Origin of the sequence: Olivibacter domesticus (assembly GCF_900109575.1) — a bacterium.
GTDB classification, from domain to species: domain Bacteria; phylum Bacteroidota; class Bacteroidia; order Sphingobacteriales; family Sphingobacteriaceae; genus Olivibacter; species Olivibacter domesticus.
The window spans coordinates 68,772-86,445 of record NZ_FOAF01000001.1 but is presented as its reverse complement, the minus strand read 5'-3'; the positions used below and the strand labels follow the sequence as shown (position 1 = coordinate 86,445).

Annotated in this window: 9 protein-coding genes; 3 read left to right on the top strand and 6 right to left on the bottom strand. The window is 42.4% G+C overall.

The window, feature by feature from the left end:
• Window positions 1-46: 46 nt before the first annotated feature.
• From BMY50_RS00305 to BMY50_RS00290, 4 genes are all read right to left on the bottom strand, one after another.
• Window positions 47-1,192 (bottom strand): glycoside hydrolase family 88 protein, encoded by a 1,146-nt coding sequence (locus tag BMY50_RS00305; protein WP_238383626.1) that lies wholly within the window; start codon window positions 1,190-1,192, stop codon window positions 47-49.
• Window positions 1,193-1,359: 167 nt separating this feature from the next.
• Window positions 1,360-3,093: a RagB/SusD family nutrient uptake outer membrane protein gene (locus tag BMY50_RS00300; protein WP_093316390.1), complete on the bottom strand. Its 1,734-nt coding sequence runs from the start codon at window positions 3,091-3,093 to the stop codon at window positions 1,360-1,362.
• A gap of 20 nt (window positions 3,094-3,113) precedes the next feature.
• Window positions 3,114-6,371, bottom strand: coding sequence for a SusC/RagA family TonB-linked outer membrane protein (locus BMY50_RS00295; protein ID WP_093316387.1), 3,258 nt, complete (start codon window positions 6,369-6,371; stop codon window positions 3,114-3,116).
• Between the two features lie 234 nt (window positions 6,372-6,605).
• The gene (locus BMY50_RS00290) at window positions 6,606-7,478 is read right to left on the bottom strand and encodes an AraC family transcriptional regulator (protein WP_093316382.1); all 873 of its coding nucleotides are present in this window, start codon (window positions 7,476-7,478) and stop codon (window positions 6,606-6,608) included.
• A 437-nt stretch (window positions 7,479-7,915) separates the two neighbouring features.
• Here BMY50_RS00290 and BMY50_RS00285 point away from each other — a divergent pair, with 437 nt between their 5' ends.
• Window positions 7,916-12,055: a two-component regulator propeller domain-containing protein gene (locus BMY50_RS00285; protein WP_093316378.1), complete on the top strand. Its 4,140-nt coding sequence runs from the start codon at window positions 7,916-7,918 to the stop codon at window positions 12,053-12,055.
• A 150-nt stretch (window positions 12,056-12,205) separates the two neighbouring features.
• Here BMY50_RS00285 and BMY50_RS00280 read toward each other — a convergent pair whose 3' ends face one another.
• Together BMY50_RS00280 and BMY50_RS00275 are read right to left on the bottom strand one after the other, a co-directional pair.
• Window positions 12,206-13,444, bottom strand: coding sequence for an alginate lyase family protein (locus tag BMY50_RS00280; protein ID WP_093316373.1), 1,239 nt, complete (start codon window positions 13,442-13,444; stop codon window positions 12,206-12,208).
• A gap of 157 nt (window positions 13,445-13,601) precedes the next feature.
• The gene (locus BMY50_RS00275; protein WP_093316368.1) at window positions 13,602-15,320 is read right to left on the bottom strand and encodes a DUF4979 domain-containing protein; all 1,719 of its coding nucleotides are present in this window, start codon (window positions 15,318-15,320) and stop codon (window positions 13,602-13,604) included.
• A gap of 434 nt (window positions 15,321-15,754) precedes the next feature.
• Between BMY50_RS00275 and BMY50_RS00270 the strand changes: the two genes are divergently transcribed.
• Both BMY50_RS00270 and BMY50_RS00265 read left to right on the top strand, forming a co-directional pair.
• A complete protein-coding gene (locus BMY50_RS00270; protein WP_093316364.1) occupies window positions 15,755-16,342 on the top strand; it encodes an RNA polymerase sigma factor in 588 nt (195 codons plus the stop codon).
• A 77-nt stretch (window positions 16,343-16,419) separates the two neighbouring features.
• Window positions 16,420-17,625 (top strand): FecR family protein, encoded by a 1,206-nt coding sequence (locus BMY50_RS00265; protein WP_238383625.1) that lies wholly within the window; start codon window positions 16,420-16,422, stop codon window positions 17,623-17,625.
• The last annotated feature ends 49 nt before the right edge of the window (window positions 17,626-17,674 follow it).

Below are 17,674 nucleotides of genomic sequence, written 5' to 3'. Positions count from 1 at the left end.
TTTCTAAATGATTCTTTTATCCATTTCAAAATCACTGCGATTAAGGCTATTCTACCGTACTGTTTTTCAATCGCAATAAGGCTTCTAAATAATAATAATCCGCATAATTAATCGAGGCATCTACTTCGCTATTATTCGGCTTATGCCCTGTTACATGCTTGAGAAATGCTGTATTTGCTTCACCACTTTGATAGCTCGTCGACAGAGAGGCCAGCATGTCGGCAGCTTTTCTGTAATAAAAAGCTGCTTTTCCCTGATTATTTACCAAACCGGAAAGCTCCAACAATGCCGATGCTGTAACTGCAGCAGCCGAAGCATCTCGTGGCGCATTTGGCACAGCCGGGTCATCAAAATCCCAATAGGGAACTAAATCATCCGGCAGGCGGTCCAGATAGACCTTCGCAACCTTTTCGGCGAAATCTAGAAACTCCTGCTTGCCTGTTTCCCGGTAACACATGGTATAACCATATATCGCCCAAGCTTGCCCACGCGCCCACATCGAACCATCCGAATAGCCCTGATGGGTGATACCCTTTATCTTTTCGCCCGTTTCCCGGTCGTAAACCACTGCATGATAAGCTGTATAATCTGGACGAAAATGATTTTTCATCGTTTTCTCAGCATGGCTTACCGCTATATCATATAACCTGCTGTCTCCTCCGTTCTTGGACGCCCAAAATAAGAGCTCCAAATTGATCATATTATCGATAATGGTATTATGCTGCGGCCATTCCATGTTCGGTACCGCTCGCGGCCAAGATAAGATGGTACCTACATGTGGGTTAAATAAAGTCGCCAAAGTATCTGCGCTAGCCAATATAATCTGTTTATAACTGGTATCCTTTGTTAAACGATAACCATTACCAAAGCTACTAAATACCTGGAACCCCAGGTCATGATCGATAGCGGGCTCTTGCGACAAAGGGATCAGCTCACGTGAACAGCGATCTGCTGCATACTTAAGAGAGTCATCTCCACTTGCCTGATAGGCATACCAAAGGATACCGGGCCAAAAACCGCTTGTCCAGTCTTTATAATTTACCAGTTTCCATTTACCACTTGCATCCGTAATATTTCGAGGAATATTAGGCGTATCGATCGGTAGACTCATCAGTGTCTTTTTCGCCTGCGCGATACAATATTCAATATCTTTCTGCGGATCATAAACTGCTTCCTTTTGATGGCAGGCCATAAGGTTCAGACTAAAAAAAACTAAGTAACAGCATAAAATTCGCATTTCCATAAAATTTAAAACATTGCCCCTTCCTGCGCAGGAGGGGTACAATATCACTAAAATTAAAACCAATTATTAATCAAATTTTTATCGACTTTTTATCCAAAACGTCGTCTTATAGATTCTTACCATCCCGGATTCTGTTTCAAGTTGGGGTTCAACTGAATCTCCTGGTTCGGAATGGGAAGCAGGTAGTTCTTTTCATTCCATTGCCTTGCCGTTTCCAGCATAAACACACCATTTTGGATTCTATCAGAAATGGCAGGATATTTTGTTTCCCATTCCGTTCCCGTCCATGTAATTCCCTGCAATGGTTTCGGCAACTCCACTTCCGCTGTTTTCCAACGCTTTAGGTCGTCTACTCGAAAGCCTTCCATAAACAATTCGATCGTACGCTCTCTCCTAAGTTCGCTACGTAAATCCAAGCCATTAGCGGAAACGAAAGCATTGCTTAATTTGGGCATACCCATATTTACTCTTTGTCTTACTAAATTCAAACTTTTGTCTAGATCAGCATCGGAGATGGCTTCGTTTCTTTCATAAACTGCCTCGGCATAATTCAACAAGACTTCGGCGTAGCGGATTACCGGATAATCGTAACCTTCCGCATTGTCATCCACTCTTCGTTCCGTTGCCCATTTCTGACTGGCATAACCCGTCCCCATTGCTCCGTTATGCCGGCCTCTGGAATTAGCTAAGTCAACCGCGTCACTTAACCAGTTAGCCCTGCTTGATGGAGCCTCATTGTCCCAATAATAATTCCCATCAATCATCATCATATAACGCATACGTGTGTCGCGATTTGCATATTCAGATCGGGTGGTATTGTAGCCGCCAAAATTAGATCCAGGTTGATCTATTGGTAATCCACCTGCCGTTAAAAACATGTCGGCAAATTTCTTGGTAACCTGTAATCCTAGGTAGGTATGTGTCACATTGTATCGAATTTGCCGAAGCTCCGAATCGTACCGGTTAGCTAAAATATACTCCTGATTAGCCGACTTGCCGAGGCTAGCTGGATTCGACTGTTCGTTTTCTAATATAAATAAATATTTTTGCGCAGAATCACCCAGTGCTGCTGGTGCAAATAATTGATAATGCCCTGATTCGATCACGGCATTACTGTTTTCAATAGCCTTATCAAACAGGCTATAATATCGAGTAGCATCACCGTTCCTGAATTTCTGCCAGGAGCCCTCATATAACGCCACTCTACCTAAGAAAGCCTGCGCGGCAGCTTTACTTACACGACCTTTACTGCTGGTACTTATTGCGTTTTCAAAAGGAAGCGCTGGAATAGCTTCCTCGAGATCGCGGATAATGAAATCAACTACCTCAGCCCGGCTATTCTGCGCTCCCTGAAGTTCGGGCGAATCAATCGTTAGCGGCTTATCAAACAATTGTACTTCGCCATACATTTGTAACAGATCGAAATACACGTAGGCCCTAAAAAACTTAGCCTCTGCAACATACACAGCAATTTCATCCGGCGTTATATAATTAGTTGCTTTATCCAAAAAATAATTGATCGCCCGGATACGTTTAAATGCATCCGAATAGTTATTATCGCTGTTTGTGTTCGTATTTGTACCGTTGCTATAAGGGTTTCTATCATTCGCCGCGACCAAGTCGCCCCTGATTTCTGCATGCGGCGCGTCCACCACACCGATCTGGTTAAACGTTCTTAAATACGTATAAAATTCGTTCGCGGCCAATTCAAACTGATCGGCCGTCTTCCAATAGTCCGCATCTGATATTTCATTGATGGGTTTCAGATCGAGCATTTTATTACATCCTGTGAATGCCAGTCCTGCTAGAAGCCAGGAGTAGCATATAATATTTTTATATAGCGTGTTCATAATAGATTTCTTATGATAGATTAAAGCGTTAAGTTAACTCCGAAAGTATAGAAACGGTAGAAAGGGAAACGTTGACTAACCGTATGTACATTGTTGTTATCGCTATCACCTTCTGTATTAACCGTTCGCGGTGCCTCTGGATCCCATCCGTCACGTATTTTGCTGATTTCCCAAAGATCGTTTCCTGAAAAATACACGCGTAGGCGTTCAACACCTATCTTTCTCGTTATCATTTGTGGGATCGTATAACCAACCACAAGATTTTTCAATCGAAGATACGCTCCATTCTCACGCACAAAATCGGACGGAAAATAGTTGTAGTTATTAATATTTCCGGTTGTCGATATACGGGGATATTCGGCGTCTGTGCGCTCTGGTGTCCACCATTTATTATAAAAAGCCTCATTCTGTGCCTGATACACCACAGCTCCTGGAATACGCCAGTTACCTGTTCTGAGAATGGTTCTTTTACCCACCCCCTGAAAAATAAAACTCAAATCAAAGCCTCTCCAGTCGAACCCACCGTTGACAGCGAAAGAATAACGGGGATCATCGGTACCTAGGAATACCGCATCGTCGGGAAAGGTGATTTTACCATCACCATTCACATCCTTAAACATATTATCGCCCAGCTGCAAGCCGTTATTTCTGCCCGTACCCTGAGGAAGGACATTCGAACCACTTTTGTATGCCGCAATATAAGTGTCCAGTTGTTCTTGCGTTTGAATACGGCCATCGTACACTAAACCAAAATAAGAATTGATCGGGTAACCTTCTACGGCACTGTTAAAACCCTGATTGCTTGATTGAATAAGTGTTTGTCCACCAAAATTGACAAGCTCATTCTTTGCATCGGAAACATTGCCACCGATATGATAGTTCACTTCTCCTATTTTGTCTCGCCAGTTAAGGCTCAGCTCCCAACCTGTCGTTTTCAGCTCGCCATTGTTCCCCTGTGGGGCTGTTGCACCAAGAACAGCTGGAAAGGTACGTGCCAAGAGCATGTTTTTATTCCGCTTTACAAAATAGTCAGCACTACCCACCAATCGATTATCGGCAAAAGCAAAGTCGAGCCCCACATTCGTTGTTTGCAACTCTTCCCATGTTCGGTCAAAGGCTACCAAATTTTGCGGCGATACGCGTACTACGGGACTGTTTCCTAGGATGGGGAAACCACCCGAAGCAGGGCCAGTGGAATAATCTAATCGCAAATACTCATAATAATCATACAAGCCAATACCACTTTGGTTACCTACTGTACCCCAGGATGCACGAAGTTTCAGATCGCTCAAAAAGCCAACATCTTTCAAAAAAGCCTCTTCTTTCAAACGCCATCCGCCCGATATGCCCCCGAATAATTTCCATCGATCTTGTGCCCTAAAACGGGAAGAACCATCGTATCGGCCATTGACTTCCAGCAAATAACGTCCTTTATAACTGTAATTCAGTCTGCCGAAATATCCAGCCAATGCATTATGCCCTTGTGTTTCTCCTACCGACTTTGTAGTAGGATCACCAAAGCTGTTACTTAAAGAAGGAGGAACACCGTCGAGCAGATCCAATGTTCTTCCTAAAAAGCGATTGAAATCATTCCTTTCATATTGCGCTCCCGCCATCACTTTAAAATCATGATGGGCATCGAATACCCTTTGGTATTGCAAATAAACATTTCCTGTGTAATAATTTTCGCGGCGTGCGCCTCTTTGATAAAAGTTTTGATTCGCACCGGTAGAGGTAAGATAGATGGGGGGTGCCGTTTCCAGGTAATCGTAGTACCCTACTAAATTTTCTTGCACACGGTTATCTCGATTGTACAAATAGTAGCCTACAGCAGCGTTTGCACTGAAGTGTTCATTAAATTGATAGGATAGATTGAAATTGGTATTGATCCGCGTATGAAATTCCTTATTTTCACCGCCAAACTGCGCAATATTATTAACCGCCACATTACCTATGCCAGAGCCCCAAATATATGGTTTCCCGTTAATGGTAGCGGTGGGCATACCCGGCTGGATTCCATTGTTCAATAAACCTCCTAAACCGCTCGGCTGCACAATGTCATTTCGTTCCAGTGATACGTTACTTTGCAGCTTAAATTTATCTGTGATCTGATAATCATGTGATAAACGTAGATTATAACGTTTATTACTATTATCTCCATATTGCAGTAAACTTCCATCATTTAAGTATCCCAAAGATATGCGGTATCCTGTCTTCTCTCCTTTACCGCTTATACTCAATTGGTGTTCGTGACTGGTAGCATCACCCCATAGGATATCCTGCATGGTTCCGTCAAAAAACATAAAATCGCGCACATCCGTAAAACCTGTAAATCCTTGATCTAAATACTGTTGTCTCGTTAAATAATTCAAATTATTTTGCTTTGCATAAATTGATGCTCGCGCTAAATTGATCCACAAATCTTCAGCACCGAAGCCATCAGACAAACGTGCCTCTTCAATCATGGGCCCCCAGCCATTTACATCTACTAGGTGTGGCAATAAACCAACACGTTTCAGCGATAAGGATCCATTGTAATTGATGGTAGGTTTCCCATCGATTGCTCGTTTGGTAGTGATCAATACGACGCCACCTGCTGCCCGCGCACCATAAATAGAGGCCGCTGCTGCGTCTTTCAGAAAGGAAATATTTTCAATATCATTTGGATTGAGCGAATTTAGTGCGCTTACACCCGGAACTGGTACACCATCAATAATGACAAGCGCCTCTGTACCGTTTACCGAGGAAGCTCCACGCATTTGGAAATTCCAACTCTCACGGCCGGGCTGTGCAGAACTGCGTGTAACGGTTACCCCTGCAACCTGCCCCTGCAATGCGGCCAAGGGATTTGCAATTGGGCCGCGGTCTTGAAAGGTTTCTTTATTTACCGTTCCTACCGCTCCTGTTAGTGTGGTGCGCTTTTGGGTACCATATCCTACCACTACCACTTCGTCTAAAGCCTGTTGATCTACTTGAAGCCTAATCGTTAAAGGTTCCCCTGCCTTGGCAGTCACCTCCGTAGAAACGTAACCTGTGTAAGAAATCTGCAGTACCGCCCCAGGTTCTGCCTTTAAACCAAAGACCCCCATTGCATCTGTAACGGTGCCACGCGAGGTACCTTTAATTTTGACAGATACACCTGGAAGAGGCTCTTGCGTAGTAGCGTCTACTACCTTTCCTGTTAGGGTGCCTTGCGCATACGAGACCAGATAGGTCATTGTTAATAAGAGCACGGTTATGGTTATGCTCTTTTTCCAAGATTCAGTTAAATAGTTCATTTGTTCATTTATTGGTTAGATTGTTTGACAGAACCTCACAAAAATAGGCATCCTAAATCGGTTCAGGAAGCTCGGTATCAAGTTTGGCTATGCTTATATTCTGTACAAGAAACACGTATAATATGCTAATTAGCAAAACCTTGCATTTAAAAACACGCTAAATTCATGGCAATTATCTTTAGTGATTGGCTAATTACACTTAGTTGTTTTCTTGACATTTTATTTAGTAAATTTTCACACATGGTTTTCTTGGTGCTGCGCCAGATAGGCTTTGGGTGTTTTCCCGGTATTGGCTTTAAACGCTTCATGAAAAGAAGTGTAGTTTTTAAAACCACAGCTATAACATACTTGCTTAACCGATAACTGGTTTTCGAGCATCAAACGACAGGCATAACCAATCCTTACATCCTGCAAAAACTGGCTAAAGGTTTTTCCGGTGGTTAATTTAAAGTACCTACAAAATGAACTGGCTGACAGGTCGGCTACGTTCGCCACCTCATCCAAACTGAGCGTATGCTTAAAGTTTTGTAAGATATAGTTATAAACGGCATTGATTCTATTAGCTTCTATCTCTGCAGTTATCGGTTGAAACCCCATAGAGGTGAGTGTCTTTAATCTATTATTACTAACCATCGTTTGTAAGCAATTTAACAGCAATACGATCCGCTTAAAGCCTTCTTCCTGATAAATTTTTTCTAGTGTGTCTGAAACCGCAATCGCGCCTTCTCCCCGTAATAAAACACCCCGTTCAGCTTTTACAAAAAGTGCTTTCACAGCCTTCGCTTCGGGTAACTCTAACCAGGATTGGCCTATAAAATCCTGTTTAAAATGTAGAACCGTGGAATAGACGGCCTCACCGCACAGCATTTCGTCGCCATTATCATAACGCCAATAATGCGGTAAATTAGGTCCGATGAAAACCACATCTCCAGGTAAGAAAGTAGAGACGGAGTCACCGATGTACTGTTTCCCTGTGCCTTTATGAATACATATAATCTCCATTTCTTCGTGGCAATGCCATTTATTATGGATGTTGGTCGTCGTGTCTTTCCGTATATTAAAAGAACTAGACGCGATTGTTGGAATCATAATCTGCTGTGCTGTCATGATCTAAGATTTAGTTTTACAATTATTGGTTAGCAGAAACAATTAATTGTTACCGACACAAAAATGCCCAATTAGCAAGGTATCGTGGAGTACAAATCCGTAAAGAAGGAGTGCTTTTTCGACTCAAAAAGGCTTTTTATTACCTTTCTATACCGGCTTAAGGAAAATATTTAGCTCCAGTACTTGTATGTACGGAGAGTAGTCTTTCTCATTTAAAACCTATAAGTAAATAAAAAAAATTACATTTATGGCGCCAAGTGACATCACGAATAAATATAAACATGCATAACCAACCTAATGAAAACTATATGGGCTACTTCTTTAAAAAGGACATGAACTCGGCACAGCGATCTCTTGAACGCCGCTGAGAAAAACAGAATGTGAAAAATAAAAACAGCTCATGCGAGTTTCATCGCTATTAAAAGACAATTATTCTGATGAAAGAACTATTTATCGCGTTAAGTTATTTATGTTATTCCCTGTTGCTCCAAGCCCAGGAGACGACCAATATTAGCTATCTGGATATCGAACGTGGGTTATCAAACAATCAGGTAAGGAGTATCGTTCAAGATCACAATGGTTTTATGTGGTTTGCTACTAAGGATGGCCTAAACCGATATGATGGCTACACATTCGATGTTTTCAGAAAGAAAGTGGGTGATTCATGCTCGCTTGTGCACGATATCTTAACCGCCATTACTCCTGGTGACAAGCACCAGGTCTGGGCTGCTACCAGGCAGGGTGTGAGCGTTTACAACGATACTGCTGGTAGCTTTCGCACTATAAAATACCGTCCTTATAACAGTAACCAGTCGCTGCCCCTCCAGGAGGTTATCCGCAGTGTTAGGGCTGATCGCCGGGGAAATATGCTCATCGCTTCTGAAGGGTTAGGTTTATTGTATACCAGTAAAGGAAATACTACCGCAGTGCAAATCCCGCTGAAGATCGATAAAAAAGTAAATCTTACTTACGGGGTCCCTTGCCTTACCATTACCCCAAGGGGTGAGGTTTGGGTGTTTGTGCAAAAGATAGGCTTATGTAGATTACGATACGAATCCATGACGCTCGAACTGATTAACAATGATACTAAATTGGCAGTTAGTATGGAAGCTGATAGTCAGCATATTTATATCGGAGGTTATCAGGGCTTATCAAAATTTGGTCTAGCCGATCAAAAGATGGAAAATGTTCTACTCAGCCCAGCCCATCACGGTGTACTGACCATAAATGCACTTACCTGGCGCGCACCCACTGAGCTTTGGATAGGAACAGCAGAGGACGGTCTATTTACTTATCACACAAAGGAAGCGCAGGCCACAGCCTTTTTATTACCGAACAAAAAGAATTTGGCCGACTACGGCTATATATATGCCCTCTTTAAGGATCGGGATAACAGGATTTGGATAGGTACTTCCATAAGTGGCCTATTGATCGTGGACCCGAATAAGAAAAACTTTCAAACAATCGCTCCCACCACACAAACAGCAAACGATAAGTCGGGGCGCTTTGCCATTTCCGCTTTCAGAGAGGATAAACAACATCATCTCTATGTAGGTACCGAAAATGCCGGTCTTTACGTTTGGCGAGCGGATAAGGGTTTCTATCGCCATTTTCAGCACCAGGAAAATAAACCCGGTTCCTTATCCAGCAATTCCATTACAGCGATCCTGCAAGATCACCGTCAAAGTACCTGGATAGCTACCTTCAACGCCGGCATCAACAAATACAATTCTACATCCGGAAGCTTTGAACGCTACCGCTGCATTAATCCACTGAGCGGTACAGAAAACAAGGTTATCCGGCATTTATATCAGGATAAAAACCACCAGCTCTGGGCTACTGCCCTGCGGCAGGGCACACTCATGGGAGGACTTTATCGTTTTGATTATCAACTTGATAAATTCATTTTGTTCGACGATCGATTAAGTGATTTTTTTGCTATTACCGAAGATCGTGCGGGCAAGCTTTGGGGCGGTAGCCTAACTCAGCTGGTAGCGATTGATACAATAGAAAAAAAACATCGTTTTTTCCCAATTAACTACACTGTTACCAGCATTTATGAAGACCGGTTGGGGCATTTCTGGATTGGTACCGAGGGGGGCGGTTTATTTCAATTTGACCGAGAAAAATTTATCCTTACAAAACATTATACAACCGAAAATGGGCTCTGCAATAATGCTGTATTATCCATATTGGAAGATCGCGATGGCTTCTTGTGGATGAGTACTTACAATGGCCTCATGAAATTCAACCCCAAAAATGAAAAATTTCTGTACTACTACCAGAGTGATGGTTTACAGGGCAATCAGTTTCAATTATGTGCCGCCACTGAGTTATCATCGGGAGCTTTTGTTTTTGGCGGTATAAAAGGTTTCAATTTATTTTTTCCTTCGGAGATAAACCTTTCCAAGACCAGTCCCCCACTCTATTTCACCAACGTAAGTGTTGACGGTCAAGCCCACCCCTTCCGAGAAAACGAACTCGTGCTCCCCTATAGCAAAACCGCTCTCACCTTTCAGTTTGCTGCATTGGAATACTCTGCTCCTGATAAGATACAATATGCCTATTTCATGGAAGGCTGGGATAAACATTGGAATGAAGCGGGTAACAACCGCACCATCAATTATAACCGCATGGCCGAGGGCTCCTATATTCTACGCATACGAAACACAAATAGCGAAGGCATTTGGATGCAGGGCGACACACAGCTCCGTATAACCATTCTACCTCCTTGGTACCGCACCTGGTGGGCATATCTATTATATGGACTATTGCTTCTTGTGTTATTGTATAGTTATGTTCGATATCGAACGAAACAGACACGTCTGCAATATGAGGTAAAAGTATCTAAATTTGATGCGCTGCGAAAGAAAGCAGAATACGATGCAGAAGTGGTACGACATGAGAAAGACCTGATTGCTTTCGAACAAGAACGCCTCATCAATGAAAAAGAAAAGGAGTTGAATGAAAAGCGGATCTCCTTCTTCACCAATATATCCCATGAGTTCCGCACACCTTTAACCCTTATCATCAATCCAGTTAAGGAATTGCTAAGCCGGATCAGGGAAAATGAAGCACGCAATGAACTGCACATCATGCATAGAAGTGCGCGAAGAATGTTAAATTTAGTTGACCAGTTGCTCTTGTTCAGAAAATTAGAAGCAGGTTATGATCAATTGCATAGCGGCTATTTCAATTTTTATAATTTGTGCGAAGAGGTATATCTTTATTTTATTCATCAAGCACAGGCGAAACAGATCACTTATGATTTTATTTGTTCGAATAAAGAATTACATATAATTGGCGATCGGGAAAAACTGGAAATGGTATTGTTTAATCTGATTTCAAATGCATTGAAATATACCCCCTCCCGAGGAAGCGTTGCACTACGTGTAGTCGAATGTTCACAGGAATTAATAATTGAAGTATCCGACACAGGGTGTGGTATATCAGCCCGAGAAGGAGATAAATTATTTGAGCGCTTTTATCAGGTCGACTCCGAAAACAGCCCGGGTAAATTAGGCTTTGGGATTGGACTTTACCTGGCAAAGCAATTTGTCGGGTTACATGGGGGCCAATTGAGTTATACGAGTATTCTCGGTGAAGGTACCACCTTCAAGGTCGTACTTTTAAAACAGGAAGACCAACTTATGGCATCGTTCCTTGATAAAGACGCTCATTCAAGCCCACCGCTAGAAGATAACTCCCTTATACCGGAAACTTTAGTAGATCCGGGAGCAGATTTAAAAGAAGAATTGATCAGTGATAAAAGAAGCTTGCTAATTGTGGATGATGATATTGATATCCGTACCTATATTAAAAACATATTCAAGGCAACCTATAATATTTACGAGGCCGAGGATGGAGAAGAAGGTTTAGAAATGGTTCGCAAAAAATCACCTGACCTTATTATTACAGATTATAAAATGGGGGGATTGGATGGCATTAGCTTTTGCCAACAGTTAAAAAACGATGCAACTTTTTCCAATATTCCCATTATATTGTTAACGGCCAGTACTAGCAAGGAGGTTCAATTAAAAAGCCTCGACAGTGGAGCCGACGATTTTTTAACGAAACCTTTTGAGAGGGATTATTTGGTGGCTCGTGTAGCTAATCTCTTGCAAAACCGAAATTATTTACAAAACTACTTTTATAATGAGATCACCCTGCAATCCAATACAGTTATTGTATCGCATGAATACAAGAAATTTTTAGGTAGATGCATTGAAATTGTCGAACAGCATTTAAGCGATACCGACTTCGGCATACAGGTTTTAGCCGCTGAGATAGGAATGAGCCATTCAAATCTTTATAAACGGGTTAAAGCTGTATCCGGGCAATCGGTCAGTGCCTTCATTCGCTATATTCGTTTACGAAAAGCAGCCCAGTTACTTATTGATACGGACTGCAATGTGACGGAAGCTGCCTTCCAAGCTGGTTTTAACGACCCGAAGTATTTCAGTAAACAATTTACCAAGTTATTTCACAGCAGTCCGTCCGATTTTATTAAAAAGCATCGCAACGCATTCGGCAAGTATTTTAAAGTTCAAAAAGAGGAAGGGCATGGAAATAAGTAAAATCCGTTGGCATTGAGAAGGCAGATAGGCATTGGAAGCTCACAGAACCCTAGTAGATCTTACGAACGACGAGCTGAAGAAACAGAGAGATACCCTTATCTTTAAACAAACAAAAGGGTATCTTCATTTTAATTGGAATTTCTGTTTTTTTTAGTCACGTGTAAAAGTTAAGGTTCCAAAGCCCAACTGGTCATAACCACCACTATTTGGCCCATAATCTCCACCACCTCCCTCTGGTCGTACTTGTGTAGCAATTCCCGCACAAGCAGGCAGGTTCATACCTTTACGTTTAACGTAATGATTGTAGATCATCTCCCAAACGGGACGTGCTTCTCCCCTTCCAGCTGCCGATATCACCGTTTGCGACATAGGTGCACAGTTTTGGCCCGTTCCCCAATTATAGGTGCTGTAAGGAACGGTATTTCCTCGGTTGTATTCGGCCACGTATTCGGCTCCAGCCATAAATCGATTGTTGTTCCATCCGTACATGTCATCTCCTTGATTCCAAGCCATTTCACAAAAAGAAGCCATTAAACCTACCCCCATGATACTGTGCCCTTGATCTCTACCCGCTTCTTGCCATTGCCCTCTTGTAGGCGAATGAAGTGTCCACACTGCTTTGTTAATCGAACCATTTCCTGCCCCATTTTTAAAGTAATTGATTGCTTGGTCGTACTTTGCCTGATCATCGCACAACACGCCAATGGCGAGAATAGAGGCCATATTACATAAATCCCAATTAGCCCAATAATTAGTGATACAAGCATCGTTATGTTCCCGTAGAAAACGATCGTTCAAGGGATAAAAAACGGTGAGCATCATGTTCTTAAAACGATTAAAATCCGCGGTGTCCCAACCGCTGTAGGTGCGCATGATTTCGGCCGCATTAGCAAACTGATAGCCGTAAATTCCCGCTGCCAAATATCGGTCGGCATTACCCGTTACCGCTTTCAGCCGAGCCGACCAAGCGTTCATGATTTCAATAGATTTATTGGCATAAGCCACATCTCCACTAACTTTCCAGCGTAAGGCCGTTTGATAGGCTGCCGCTACATCATACATAAACGCAGCATAATTTTGCCCTGTGCCACCTCGTATAACAGTATCAGTGGGGCGTGCAACCCAAGAAAGTTGTGAACGGCCATTTGCTGTTAACTTGTTCCATCCGGAAAGCCAAGGTTCGGCATTCGCATTTACTTTGTCCCTCATCCTTGTAAAATCTGCTTCGGTATGTAATAGCCCCGGATGTGTAAAAGCTAATACCTGATTAGGCGAATTTGCTTTTTTTGATAAATTCGCTTCCAATTCTTGACCTGCTGGCTTTGAGCAAGCAGATACGGCCAGCATCATCGATAAGCCCAACAAGATGTTTAATGGTTTTTTTCTCATTTTAATTGTTTTTAATTGATCATTCTTTATTAGGTTACGCTGATCAAAAAAACAAGGGTTTTATTTAGATTACGCGTTAAAACGCCTACTATTTGCTAATAATTTCAACAGAACTTGATCTCCGCAATGTTATAATAGCCATTGGAGAATAATAGCATTATTCCCATTGATTGAATAGAAGTGTTCCATAGCCCGGATGATCAGCCCCAAATGGCGCTCCTTCAGGGCGCAGACTTTGTAGCACCTGCAAGGTGAATGGCATTGCTAAACCTTTTCTGTGTACGTAGTGGTTATAGGCTATTTCAAATACAGACCGAAAGTTTCCTCTGTTCTTTGCGGATATCGCTTCTGGTGTATAATCCTGATAGTTTCTTTCTCCATAATCATACCACAGTACATAAGGTACATTGTACCCTAGGTTATAGTTAGATGTGTATTCATAGCCTCTCATTATCGCATTGGTAGAGGCCTCATACAAGTCTATCCCCTGATGATAAGCCATTTCGGCCAGCTCGGCCAATGACCCCAATGCCAGCATGGTGTGAGGCTGATCGCGGTTGCTCTCCTGTAACTGACCTGAAGAGGAGATGACATAATTATCAATACTTCCATTCCCTTCCCCATGATAAAAGTACGTGAGCACTCGTCCCATCATATCACGGTCTTCTGTAAAGATGGCAATCGACATTAAGGCTTTCATGCAGATAATATCCCAATTACCATGGGCGTAAGGTCTGAAATTCTGGAGCGTTGGATAAAATACCTGTTTCAGCATATTGCCACACTGCGCTACCGATGATGCTGGCCAAGCGGGATAGGTAGCGCGCATTATTTCTGCTGCATTAGCCAATATAAAGCCGTAGAGCCCATTCAGCTCAGCATCCGCTCCTACAATACCAGTAGTTATATTTGCATAGGCATCGATAATTTCGGTCGACTTTTGTGCATGTGCCACGTTACCTGTGATTTTCCACATTAAAGCATTATAATAAGCAGCTAGAAAATCGTTCTCTACCCGCGACTTTACCGCTCCCCCTGCTACGCCATCAACGGTCTGGTTGGGATCTCTGGTAAGTTTTGTAAAAGGTCCGGCCATATTAAATGATGCCGAGGCTCTACCATTAGCTTGTAAAAGCTGGTACGATCCATAAGCATTTGGCTTTTGATTATCCACCAAAAATTTTATCCTATCAAGATCACTACTTGTATGCAACAGGCCTGGATGGGTAAAAGCACCGGTAAATTGGAAAGGTGTTGGAGTAGGTACTCCGGCCTTCTGACGCAGTTCTTCTATTGATCGGAAGGCTCCTACCCAGTACACTGGATAATCGAATTCTTGATTGGCCAATTGTGCCGCCGTCAACTCCACATCGGCCACTTTAAACTGAAAAAGTGACAGATTGATCGTGCTATCCGCTGGTAGCGGTGTCGAGCCTAAGCTCCCTCTGCTTAGATCCCAGTAATAAATATTGCCTGAAGCCATTTTAATAACCGTATGGTTATTGTTTCGATTATCGAAAGCACCTAAATTAGTGTCAAAAAAGCAATTACTTTTGGGTGGCTTGGCCATTTTTACTGCAATAACCGGATAATTGGTCACATTGATGGGTACCCCACCTATCCGCTGAAAATCTCCTCGGTACTTGGTTGAGCCTGACATCGTTATTTTTAAAGCACCATTTTCGAGCGCCACGCTAGCGCCTGATGTGGGAGTAAGCCAAGTTAATGTATCCATCTGACTAAAATCGTCAAAGAAATAACCTTCCAGCTGCTCCTCCTCATCAGCGGGATCGACTGGATGAAAATTTTTTTTGCATGATAAAAAAAGAATGGCACTCATCAGTAATGCCATCGCTAGCACAGGAGAATTTCTCATAGTTTAATTTTTTAGGCTTTTCCAACAAAATTTATTTGCAAGCGTTGATATTAATTTTTATCCCTAAATCGTTGCTGCAATTCCCTTTTGCTAAATCGGCATCATTTTATAAATGGTATCAACAAACCTAAAAATCTAAACCGATTTAGGAAAACCAAAAGAAAGTGTATTCTAATAAGCACAATACCTTTAAAATAATATAACAAACTAATAATCAATCAAATAAAAACAAACAAACGAAGATATAAATGATAAAATAGTTAAGAAATATGGTAGAATGATTTAGGTAATTGCTTTTAAGGTAAGGTGTTTAGATGGGTATCAACCTCTATATTAGATTTGATACTTCTCTTTGTTGTAATGGATAACGCGATTTAGTGGGAATACTTAATTTTTTTATTGCCATAAAAAAAACAGTAATATTGCCTCGGTAAATGGAGCCTGAATATTTCGAACAATTCAAAGCGAATGATGACCATGCACTTGCGGCCTATTTTGACCGCCATGTACGTGCTCTGTTGCTATTTGCCCAACGTATAATAGGCGAAGAACATGTAGCCGAAGAACTTGTACAGGATGCGTATGTGAAGCTCTGGATGGCTCGTGATCGCATTGAGAATGAGGCCCATTTAAAGTATTTCCTTTATCAAACCACACGCAATGCTTGCATAGATCACCTCCGTAACACGGGCAATCGCACACAGAGATTTGCAGTTGAACTCGACGAAAACATCAAACAACCGGATGCTGACCTACTGGCACGCATGATTCATGCAGAAACGCTGCAATTAGTTTATCGCGAAGTCAAGAAGCTTTCGCCTACCCAACAGCATGTTTTCCGTCTTACGTTCATAGAAGGGTTCACAACCGAGGAGATCTGCACGGAGCTGGGTATGACTGCCAATGCCGTTTTCATTGCGCGTTCCAAGGCACTGACCGCTTTGCAGCGCTTTTTCAAGGGTAAGGATCTATTAATTTATATTGCTTTTCTCCACCTTATCGGCCTTTTACAAAGGCGCTAAAAAATCGTATTAAAAATAAATCAAAAAGCGGAAAGATTTCTGGCACATTATCGTAATAGCATTTAATGAGTACTTCAATGGACATCGAACGCTTACTATCACGCCGCTTAGAGGGCGTTGCTACTGATGTGGAAAATTGCCTTATTACAGATTGGGCTAAGCAGGCTCCCGAGAACCAGGCAGTGCTCGATCGACTTGAATCCGAAAGCACGCTACGAGAAGACCTCACAACATTATTCCAATTGGTGGATACGACTGCCGGCGAAGCTCGCATCTACCGTATGAAATCACATATACAACAAAAGATAAACACGGCAAATCGCAGTACGTACCGTATGAGTAGGTTCACCTGGCGACCTTATGCTGCCGCAGCTGTCGCGCTGATTATCTTAGCCCTAGGAGCTTACTATTACCAACATCAACTCACATTAAAGCCTAGACAGCAAGGTCAACGATTTACTGACGGTATTCATCCCGGCAGCAACCGGGCCACACTTACGCTAGCGAACGGCCAGACTGTTAATTTGAGCGAAGCACAAGCGGGAATTATTGTTGGTGATGGGATTTCGTACCTCGATGGTAGCGCTGTACTTAATGAGCCAGCAAACGAGCTGAAAAATGAGACGATTGACCAACTTATGTTAAACACACCAAAAGGAGGTACATATCAATTGACGCTTCCCGATGGTACCAAGGTGTGGCTCAATGCGGCTTCCACGTTAAAATATCCCAGTCGATTTAATGGCAAAGAACGTATAGTGGAACTCGAAGGGGAAGCCTATTTTGAGGTTAGTAAAGAATGGTCGATCCGTGATCGTTCTAAAATGATACCATTTTTTGTAAGAACAAACTCACAAACCGTCCAAGTATTGGGCACCCAATTTAACATATCAGCCTATCCTGACGAGTCTGCAGTCAAAACTACCCTTGTTGAAGGAAAAGTGCTGGTAGCGCCGACAATCGATCATTGGACACCGACTACTATAAAACCAAGCGAGCAGGCCACTACTCATGGAGCAGCGATCGATATCTCGACGGTGGATACCAAACAATATACGGCATGGAAAGATGGTCGGTTCCATTTCAAACGAACACCATTAGAAGAGGTGATGCGGCAGGTTTCGCGTTGGTATGACGTCGACGTAATTTATAGCAACGGTATTCCGAACGAAACTTTCACGGGTAAAGTTAGCCGTAGCGCCTCACTCGCGGAATTGCTCGATATTCTGCGGCTATCTGCTATCGATGTCACATTAGAAAACAATCAACTGATCGTCAAGTGAATAAAAATTTGAGAGATAAATAACAAACAATAACCAATTAAAAACTTAT

Bases quoted from the DNA above. Each gene is read 5' to 3' on its own strand.
- BMY50_RS00305 (WP_238383626.1), bottom strand. From the start codon at position 1,192: ATGGCCTGCCATCAAAAGGAAGCAGTTTATGATCCGCAGAAAGATATT.
- BMY50_RS00300 (WP_093316390.1), bottom strand. From the start codon at position 3,093: ATGAACACGCTATATAAAAATATTATATGCTACTCCTGGCTTCTAGCA.
- BMY50_RS00295 (WP_093316387.1), bottom strand. From the start codon at position 6,371: ATGAACTATTTAACTGAATCTTGGAAAAAGAGCATAACCATAACCGTG.
- BMY50_RS00290 (WP_093316382.1), bottom strand. From the start codon at position 7,478: ATGACAGCACAGCAGATTATGATTCCAACAATCGCGTCTAGTTCTTTT.
- BMY50_RS00285 (WP_093316378.1), top strand. From the start codon at position 7,916: ATGAAAGAACTATTTATCGCGTTAAGTTATTTATGTTATTCCCTGTTG.
- BMY50_RS00280 (WP_093316373.1), bottom strand. From the start codon at position 13,444: ATGAGAAAAAAACCATTAAACATCTTGTTGGGCTTATCGATGATGCTG.
- BMY50_RS00275 (WP_093316368.1), bottom strand. From the start codon at position 15,320: ATGAGAAATTCTCCTGTGCTAGCGATGGCATTACTGATGAGTGCCATT.
- BMY50_RS00270 (WP_093316364.1), top strand. From the start codon at position 15,755: ATGGAGCCTGAATATTTCGAACAATTCAAAGCGAATGATGACCATGCA.
- BMY50_RS00265 (WP_238383625.1), top strand. From the start codon at position 16,420: ATGGACATCGAACGCTTACTATCACGCCGCTTAGAGGGCGTTGCTACT.